Consider the following 6,678-nt stretch of genomic DNA (forward strand, 5'->3'; position numbering starts at 1 on the left):
GATCAACTTTACATATGTGGTGATGGCTTGCTTTTACTGTTGGGGAAAATAGGCGAAATCGAAGCTCTTCAGTGTTTATCTCTACAATAAGCCCAGAAAAATCCAAGTCATAACAGCTTTCCAAAATCTTATGTGTATCACTTGGGAAATTTTCTTTGTATATTTCATTGTATCGAGGTTGGAAATATCTGATCAATCCAGCTTCAACCAAGCATATTTGTTCACGCTCTGATAGATGGTTTTTAATAATACTTCTAAAACGGTCCATATCTCGATAATCTGATATTACATTTCCTGCTCTGCCGTCCATTTGCGAGATTATTCTATATGTAGCGTACTCGAATGTTAGTATCTGAACTTCATATTCAGGGGATTCATACTGAGCTTGGGCTAAAATTTTCTGCAATGTCGAATGACTTTTTAATCTATCAAATGCTGTCCTTGCTCCATCACCAAATGCTTGCCCAACATATAGCACTTCGATATCGCTAAGCTCTGTATTTTCGAGATGCCATCCACTTACCATACAAATAGCGCTAGCTGGAAGGTATCTTATTTCATTTCCGTCTTGATCTAGAGTTAATATTTCTCGATGTGGGTATGCTGAGAGTTTTACCTCGGTCGCTCCATCCAATAATGGAAACTCAAATGAAAACTTCCTTTCTCTTAAAACCCCTTCAATACGGTATATTATCTTTCCAGATAACACCCCATCCTGATATTTAAATGATTCCTTACAATAGGAAATAACTGGAGTTTTTCCTATTACATAAATATGGCAGTTATTTGCCACATCCTGCTCTTGCGCTCCCATAGTCCCGCCAGTCATAAACTGACTAGCAGATGTTAAAAGCCATCTAGCAGAGCACAAATTTACTGCAAACTCGGATAAAAACTTTTTCTTCGATTCTTCCATGTCATGGTTCTCTAATATGGAGTGCTAACATTTTATTATTGTGCATGCTCACTTCCTCATTTCCGATAGAGGAAACAGTAACTCTTATACCACTGTAAAATAAAAACAATTCTCGGCACTTCCACTTTTACATTCTGGAAAAACGAGCATGCTCTATATTTCTGGCGCGGTGCGTTATATTTCTGCGCAGCGCAATAATAAGTACCTAATTTATAGCATGTAAATAAAACCCGCAATTAGCTTGTGCGCAATGTTAACGGGATATTTGACCTGACATGGCTGATATTTGAAATAACACTGTATGTAAATACAAATCTTTTACTATGCGCTTAAATTTTAAAAGATGGTGTAGCCTTCAGCCGCTATTAACACTGAGCTGCCGTGCACCCAGCGCGCGATGTTCGCTACCACACAGACACCTTGAGAATTTCAGCGCATGCTAACGAACGTTGACCGGTAGTAGTCGACGCAACGGTTATCAGCAAATGTTCGTTTCCCCAAACTCAATAAAGGTGATCCTTATGTCAAACACTAACACTACAGCCATTAATGCCCACAAAGCAGCGGCCGATGAACACCGCGCATGTGCAGAACACCACAGTAAAGCGGCGGCTTGCCATGAGAAAGGTAAGCTGGAAGATGCCAAAGACTGCGCGAGCAACGCTATGACTTGTTGTGACACGGCCAGTAAAAAATCGGCCAGTGCCTGCGCTTGTTGATGACGCTCCGACGTTGTCTATCCTTCGCAAGGGTAACGAATAAACTAACCAAGGTTAGAATGGTACGGAGGTATTGATGTTTGAACTTTTTGCCGCCTTTATCGTTTTTGTGCTTGTAATTCTGGGCATGTCGATTCGCTTTCTGGTGAGCGGACGCCACTTAAAACGCAGTTGCGGCAGCATGACCAACATGAAAAAGTTAATAGGTTATACACCTTGCGCCCTGTGCACTCAAAACACATCGGATTGCAAGCTTCGGTTGCCACCGTCAGCAGACTAACGTCACAATTTCAGTGATACGAAGCGTAACCATTGATCAAGCTGCAACGGGCACTCAGCTGCCGAAGTATTATCTGCAGTTGCACAACATAATGAGTTGCCCGAATAAGGCCCGTTAAGCTTCTGGCTTATCGGTTGCAACTTATTGTGCGCTTTCAAGCAACTGGATTATTTCCTGATAAAAAGCGGCTTTTTCCAGCTGATACTGCGCTTTATCAGTGGGATATTTTGCAGCAAGTTGCAGTTTAAGTTGGTTTAGCTTTGCCACTAGATCCGGCCTGACCTGCATCAACCTTACAGACCCCAGCTGCCTGGTAATGTTGTGGTGTTCAGTGGCATAGATATGTAAGTGCACTTTTCGCTGCGCTTTAGCAAAGTAGGCTCTGCCCTCTATGCCGTAAGCCGCGCGGTATTCAAAGCCCAAAGCAGCAAGCGGGCTAATAAAGTGTTGCACCCGCTCAAGCTTATCGACAACACCCAGTATATCGATGCAATCCTTCGCATACAGGCCCGCTACTGCGGTTGAACCGATATGATGCAATGTAACGGCGTCATCACATGCTGCCGCTATCTGCTGTGCTTGTACCTGGTACTCGCCGGGCCAGGCTGCGTTGTAGGGAAACAAGTACATATCTGCCATCAACGCAGTTTCAGAGTCATAAAATGGCTGTTCGGATCCAGCTTATACTGGCCAAAAGGGCCGCAATCACTAAAACCGAATTTACGATACAGCGCTCTGGCCGGGGTAAAATAGTCCTGAGTGCCGGTTTCCAGGCTTAGTGAGGTAAAGCCCTGTGCTTTGGCATGGTCGATTATAAACTGTAATAACGCCTGCCCTACGCCCTTGCCCCGGAAGGCCGTGGCAGTGCGCATTGACTTTAGCTCAGCCAGCTTGCTGTCCAGCATTTTAATCGCGACACAGCCGGCCAGAACATCATCCTGCCAGGCGCTGAAAAAACGGATATGACTGGCTTTTAAGGCATCGACATCCAGTGCGTGCACACTTTCAGCTGGCGAGGTGGCATACATATCAGCCAGGTGTTCTTGCAGCAAGGCAATCACTTCACCACCGGTTAGATCATCTAAGCGGATCTGCATATCAGCTGACCTTTTTGGCATAGCTGGCACGGTCTATATCCACCACTTCCACCGTATGCGAGCAACTTATCAGCTCAAGTTTAAGCAGCTGGTTCAGCACAGATTGCGACAAATGCTGTTTTTGCTCCAGGTTGCGCCCGCTTAAAATTCTAAGCTGCACATGGATAAAATCTCGATGCTCTGCGCCACTGATATGCTGCTGGTACGCTTGTGCCCGCACTTTGATATCAGCGCCGCCCGGCTCAAATAGCTCTGACTGCAGTGCACCTTCAAACACTGCGGTTAAAATGGGTTTCACATCTAAGGTGTCTGAATACTCGATTACACAATGCGGCAAGACAAGCCCCTAATCTGATTATTAATTACACTAATTTTCTGAATGTTTAATACTTCTGCCGGTATCAATTCGCTTTAACAGTGGCCTGCCAGTTGACCGCCTGCCATTTACCCTCACGCTTTACAAAGGTACCACTGTTTAAATAACGTTTTGTGTCAGCGCCTGACCTGCCTACCAATACAAAGGCCACTACAGCAGTGTCACCATACTGCATAATGCGTACGTCTTCACTGCTGTATACCGTTTCTATCTCGTCAGGTTTCAACATGCCGCGGCTGGTAACACCTTGCATCAGCTCGGCTTTACCAAAACGGCTGCCGCTGGAGCTGGTATAAATAAGTTCATCCGCCCAGTATTTATTATGAATAGCGGCATCATTTCGGGTGGCGCCATCTAAAAACTCGCCTAGCAATGTTGTAAGCTCGGCTTTGTCGTCAGCCACGGCCTGCATAGTGCAGAACAGTAATGGCAGAACAATCAGGATTTTTTTCATCAGAGATTCCAATATGTTGTTTTTGCGTGCTTCAGAGTAACAATTTTTTGTCATTTCGCAACGTAAACTCATTTGAGTTAAAAAACACTTTACCTCAAGTTTGGTTAAGGTTTTACAGTGCGCGCTTTGTCGGATAACACAGAGAGCGTTATAGGAGTATCAGATGCAACATACAGCACCTCGCTGGTTCGATATTGGCTTAACAGCATTAGCACCGCTGATTTGGGGCAGCACTTATCTGGTGACCACAGAGTTTCTACCACCCAACGTTCCCTTGTTGTCAGCAGCACTGCGTACCTTACCCATCGGATTATTTATGCTGCTGTGTTTACGCCAGCTCCCTGCCAGAGGTTGGTGGGGCAAAATCTTTCTGCTTGGCATGCTGAATATCGGTGTATTTCAGGCGCTGCTGTTTGTGGCCGCTTATCGCTTACCCGGAGGTGTCGCGGCAACCATAGGCGCCATTCAACCCTTAGTGGTGGTGCTACTTGGCTGGGCTTGGTTTCAGGCTAAAACGGGTTTACTGAGCTGGATAGCCGCGCTTTGTGGTTTAGCCGGTGTCGCCATGCTGGTGCAGGGGCCGGAAGCAGCGCTGGATTTAACCGGTGTGGCAGCCGCTGCTGGTGGTGCATTCTCTATGGCCTGCGGTACTTTGCTGACAAAAAAATGGCTGCCGCCCGCCAGTGCTATGGTACTGACCAGCTGGCAACTGACTGCTGGCGGGCTATTTTTGCTACCACTGGCGTTGATGTTTGAGCCGATGCCAGCCCATTTTAGCTTGCTGAATATTGCTGGCTATTTGTGGCTAGGTGTGATAGGTACCGGATTAACCTACGTAATGTGGCTAGGTGGTGTGCTGAAAATGCCTGCTGCAGCCGTTACTACACTGAGTTTGCTTAGCCCGTTAAGCGCTACTATGCTTGGTGCTTTAGTACTACATGAAAACCTGACCCTGCTGCAGGCAGTAGGTATGGCAGCGGTATTACTCGGGGTTTGGTTGGGACAACGTCCGGTTAGGAAAACTATTACAACTCAGGCTGAGGCCAGCCCTTTGATAATAGAGAAGGCGCCGTAGCGCCTTCTCTAGAGCACGGCGTAGCTGTGGGCCACAATTATGTCAGGCAGCCTGTTCCTTTTTATTTTCCCAGTCTTCCATTCCACCCTCGTAGTCGTAAACATTGCTAAAGTCTGCATTTTCCAGCGTTTTAGCCGCCGTTGGCGATACATCACATTCTTTATTCGCACAATAGACAATAATCTTGCGGTTTTTATTTTCGCCGGCAACTTTGGCTACATCATCAACAAACTGGTCGTTATCCGGAAAGGGAATATTAATAGAAGTGCGGATGTGCTTTTTATTAAAGTCTTCTCGGGGTAAGGCGTTAATCAGTAAAAAATCTTCCTCTTCCACTTCGTTAATACGTTTAATGTCTGCTTTTGTAACTGCTTTCATCACAAGTTCCTCCGTCAGAGCGGCTGGCTTTACCTTCAGTGAGTAACGTAATAACCAGCTCAGGTTAATGCCAATTCAACTCTCACTGTTATTAAGTAGACGCAAAAACCAAACCAAAAACGACAACAGCGACGGAATTACATATTAAAGCGCTATATCAGGCAGTTGGTAGCGCAGAGACAAGACATCTTGTACAGCAGTTACAGTAGCGGGCTTTTACGGTCTGAAATTATTGCACTGTCAATTGCAGCTATTACCGCAAGGGATGAAAAAAGGCGCCGTAGCGCCTTCAAATTTGGGGTTACATGCTAATGCCGCCGTCGATTTCTACCACCCGGCCGGTAAAGAAATCGTTCTCGAAAATGTATTTAGCAGTATGAGCAATTTCACTGGCCTCGCCTAAGCGCCCCACCGGCTTCATTTTCTCTAAACGATCACGTGCTTCCGGTTTCATCGCATCGGTCATAGCCGTGCGGATAACACCTGGCGCAATAGCGCCCACGCGAATACCAAAGCGGCCTAACTCGCGCGCCCAGGTGACTGTCATTGCAACCACACCGGCTTTAGACGCAGCGTAGTTGGTTTGCCCCATATTGCCAGCGCGCGCCACACTCGACATATTGATAATCACGCCTTTAGTGCCACGTTTCACCATAGCTGCGGCCGCTTCACGGCCACACAGGAACACGCCTGTCAGGTTAACATCGATAACTGACTGAAACTGCGCTAACGACATTTTACTTTGCAGCTCGCCGTCTTTGTATTTCAGCAGCAGGCCATCGCGTAAGATACCGGCGTTGTTAATCAGGCCGTCGATACCGTTAAAATCGCTGTCGATTTGCGCGAAGGTTGCTTCTACCTGTTCTTCATTCGCCACATTTGCAACGTAAGTGTTTACTGTGGTGCTAACACCCAGTTCGGCTTTAGCCGCCGCTAATTGATCAGCATTCATATCGATTAGTGCTAACTTAGCACCTTCTGCCGCACACATACGCGCCATTTCCAGGCCCAGGCCCTGTGCACCGCCAGTGATAACGATGGTTTTGTTTTGCAGGTTCATCTTTCTACCTTAATTTGCAAGTATTGTTCTGTACCGACAGCCGCTGCGTACATTTTTCGTCGGACACGCCGTAAATACGTCCCTGTAGGCTCCTCTTTTTCATCCATGAAAAAGACGGTCCGCCAAAAAAGTACATCCGCGTCTGTCTCTGAAGTAACGACGAAGTTCGCAAAAAAGCCGTAGTAGCGGATACGGATGTACTTTTTTCTGAGACCGTTGGAGGCCATGGATAGCCGACAAATTCGTCAGGAACGAATTTGGACAGCTTCGCTGGCCCTTAGGGTAAACGTTAGGAAGACGTTTACAATTCGAGCCCCATGGAC

The 6,678-nt window shown here is 46.6% G+C and carries 10 protein-coding genes; 3 read left to right on the forward strand and 7 right to left on the reverse strand.

The features are described 5' to 3' along the window. Positions 1 to 916: hypothetical protein (locus tag VIN66_RS06745; protein WP_331923264.1), on the reverse strand; the 916-nt coding region annotated here is incomplete at its 3' end. Between the two features lie 521 nt (positions 917 to 1,437). Between VIN66_RS06745 and VIN66_RS06750 the strand changes: the two genes are divergently transcribed. Continuing rightward, positions 1,438 to 1,635, forward strand: a complete 198-nt coding sequence (locus tag VIN66_RS06750) for a hypothetical protein (RefSeq protein ID WP_230819021.1) — start codon at positions 1,438 to 1,440, stop codon at positions 1,633 to 1,635. A gap of 76 nt (positions 1,636 to 1,711) precedes the next feature. After that, entirely contained in the window at positions 1,712 to 1,915 is a 204-nt protein-coding gene (locus VIN66_RS06755; protein WP_331923265.1) for a hypothetical protein, read from the forward strand. A gap of 141 nt (positions 1,916 to 2,056) precedes the next feature. Here VIN66_RS06755 and VIN66_RS06760 read toward each other — a convergent pair whose 3' ends face one another. The 4 genes from VIN66_RS06760 to VIN66_RS06775 form a co-directional block, all read right to left on the reverse strand. Next, entirely contained in the window at positions 2,057 to 2,545 is a 489-nt protein-coding gene (locus VIN66_RS06760) for a GrpB family protein (protein ID WP_331923266.1), read from the reverse strand. 8 nt (positions 2,546 to 2,553) lie between these two features. After that, positions 2,554 to 3,012, reverse strand: a complete 459-nt coding sequence (locus tag VIN66_RS06765) for a GNAT family N-acetyltransferase (RefSeq protein WP_331923267.1) — start codon at positions 3,010 to 3,012, stop codon at positions 2,554 to 2,556. 1 nt (position 3,013) lies between these two features. Beyond that, positions 3,014 to 3,349 (reverse strand): 5-carboxymethyl-2-hydroxymuconate Delta-isomerase, encoded by a 336-nt coding sequence (locus VIN66_RS06770; protein WP_331923268.1) that lies wholly within the window; start codon positions 3,347 to 3,349, stop codon positions 3,014 to 3,016. 64 nt (positions 3,350 to 3,413) lie between these two features. Then, on the reverse strand, positions 3,414 to 3,842 hold the full coding sequence (locus tag VIN66_RS06775; RefSeq protein WP_331923269.1) for a nuclear transport factor 2 family protein: 429 nt from the start codon (positions 3,840 to 3,842) through the stop codon (positions 3,414 to 3,416). Positions 3,843 to 4,005: 163 nt separating this feature from the next. Between VIN66_RS06775 and VIN66_RS06780 the strand changes: the two genes are divergently transcribed. Beyond that, positions 4,006 to 4,917, forward strand: coding sequence for an EamA family transporter (locus VIN66_RS06780; protein WP_331923270.1), 912 nt, complete (start codon positions 4,006 to 4,008; stop codon positions 4,915 to 4,917). Positions 4,918 to 4,959: 42 nt separating this feature from the next. Here VIN66_RS06780 and VIN66_RS06785 read toward each other — a convergent pair whose 3' ends face one another. Continuing rightward, on the reverse strand, positions 4,960 to 5,295 hold the full coding sequence (locus VIN66_RS06785; RefSeq protein WP_331923271.1) for a rhodanese-like domain-containing protein: 336 nt from the start codon (positions 5,293 to 5,295) through the stop codon (positions 4,960 to 4,962). Between the two features lie 301 nt (positions 5,296 to 5,596). Then, the gene (locus tag VIN66_RS06790) at positions 5,597 to 6,355 is read right to left on the reverse strand and encodes an SDR family oxidoreductase (RefSeq protein WP_331923272.1); all 759 of its coding nucleotides are present in this window, start codon (positions 6,353 to 6,355) and stop codon (positions 5,597 to 5,599) included. Positions 6,356 to 6,678 lie beyond the last annotated feature (323 nt).

The sequence above is a fragment of the Rheinheimera sp. genome (assembly GCF_036568245.1).
Classification (GTDB): domain Bacteria; phylum Pseudomonadota; class Gammaproteobacteria; order Enterobacterales; family Alteromonadaceae; genus Alishewanella.

What these genes read in the sequence shown, in the direction of transcription:
- VIN66_RS06780 (WP_331923270.1), top strand. Translation starts at nt 4,006, where the DNA reads ATGCAACATACAGCACCTCGCTGGTTCGATATTGGCTTAACAGCATTA.
- VIN66_RS06765 (WP_331923267.1), bottom strand. Translation starts at nt 3,012, where the DNA reads ATGCAGATCCGCTTAGATGATCTAACCGGTGGTGAAGTGATTGCCTTG.
- VIN66_RS06790 (WP_331923272.1), bottom strand. Translation starts at nt 6,355, where the DNA reads ATGAACCTGCAAAACAAAACCATCGTTATCACTGGCGGTGCACAGGGC.
- VIN66_RS06750 (WP_230819021.1), top strand. Translation starts at nt 1,438, where the DNA reads ATGTCAAACACTAACACTACAGCCATTAATGCCCACAAAGCAGCGGCC.
- VIN66_RS06775 (WP_331923269.1), bottom strand. Translation starts at nt 3,842, where the DNA reads ATGAAAAAAATCCTGATTGTTCTGCCATTACTGTTCTGCACTATGCAG.
- VIN66_RS06755 (WP_331923265.1), top strand. Translation starts at nt 1,712, where the DNA reads ATGTTTGAACTTTTTGCCGCCTTTATCGTTTTTGTGCTTGTAATTCTG.
- VIN66_RS06760 (WP_331923266.1), bottom strand. Translation starts at nt 2,545, where the DNA reads ATGTACTTGTTTCCCTACAACGCAGCCTGGCCCGGCGAGTACCAGGTA.
- VIN66_RS06785 (WP_331923271.1), bottom strand. Translation starts at nt 5,295, where the DNA reads ATGAAAGCAGTTACAAAAGCAGACATTAAACGTATTAACGAAGTGGAA.